This window comes from Paludisphaera soli (genome assembly GCF_011064595.1).
In the GTDB taxonomy this organism is placed as follows: Bacteria; Planctomycetota; Planctomycetia; order Isosphaerales; family Isosphaeraceae; genus Paludisphaera; species Paludisphaera soli.
Genome location: NZ_JAALJI010000122.1, coordinates 1 through 946 on the forward strand (window position 1 = coordinate 1; position 946 = coordinate 946).

Genomic DNA, 946 nt, shown 5'->3' on the forward strand with positions numbered 1-946 from the left:
GAGGATGCGGCACGATGAGGATCGATATGCGACGGACCTGGATCGCGGCGACGGCATTGTTGGGCCTGGCGGCGTCCGCGGGGACGGCCGGGGCCGGAACGATCCTCAATCCCCGGAATGATCAAGAGATTCAGATCAATTTTTACGAGCCGATCGGCAACAGCTTCATCGCCGAGGACGCCACGGTCTCCGCGGCCCTCTGGCTCGTCGTCATGAACGAGACGTTCGAGCCTTCCGATCCCATTCTGTTCCAGTTGTACGCGGGGGCGGGGACGTCGGGGGCACCGCTGTTCAGCCAGTCGTTCGTGGTCGACGGGGCGTTCCGAGGCTTCTACGACGTGGACCTCTCGTCGGTCCTCCTGTCCGTCGGCGAGACGTACTCGTTCGTGGCCTCCATCGTCGGCGATTCGCCCTACTGGGGGGTCGCGGCCAGCGACGGGCCGAACGGCGAATTGCTCGCAGGCAGGTTCGGCGTCTTCGAAGAATTCCTCGCCCTCCGCGTGGGGGCCGCCGGCACCGCCGTGCCCGAGCCCTCCTCCCTCGCCCTGGCCTTCGTCGGGCTCGCCGCGCCGGCCGCCTTCGCGCTGCGGCGTCGCAGCGCCTGAGCGATCGCCCGCCTTCGAAACGACGCCGGCCCGCGCTCCTCACTCGGGAGTCGCGGGCCGTTCGCATTCCATGACCGCGGGGCCGTCGCCAAGCCTTAATGCCGCGGCGGCCGACCTTCCAGCAGGTCGTCGACCGCCATCCGCACGAGGCGCATCAGAGCGGGCTCCCCCTCCGCCCGCATCTTGCGGGCGATGGCGGCGACCATCGGGGCGGCCTCCGCGGGCACGTCCTCGGTGGCCCAGACATTGCCGCCCATCCGGTATTTGCTCGCGTCGACGATTGCCCTGGCGTGGCCGTAGGCGGTGCGGTAGGGGAGGCCGCGGGATGGGTTCAAAGAAGG

2 protein-coding genes are annotated in these 946 nt (G+C 69.1%); one reads left to right on the forward strand and one right to left on the reverse strand.

Features of this window, described 5'->3' with window-relative positions:
* Positions 1-14 precede the first annotated feature (14 nt).
* Entirely contained in the window at positions 15-605 is a 591-nt protein-coding gene (locus G6O68_RS31900; protein WP_165253804.1) for a PEP-CTERM sorting domain-containing protein, read from the forward strand.
* A 95-nt stretch (positions 606-700) separates the two neighbouring features.
* On the opposite strand, the gene G6O68_RS31905 is transcribed toward G6O68_RS31900, so the two are convergent.
* A partial coding sequence (locus G6O68_RS31905) for a hypothetical protein (RefSeq protein WP_165253806.1) occupies positions 701-946 on the reverse strand: 246 nt, incomplete at its 5' end.

Bases quoted from the DNA above. Each gene is read 5' to 3' on its own strand.
- G6O68_RS31900 (WP_165253804.1), top strand. From the start codon at position 15: ATGAGGATCGATATGCGACGGACCTGGATCGCGGCGACGGCATTGTTG.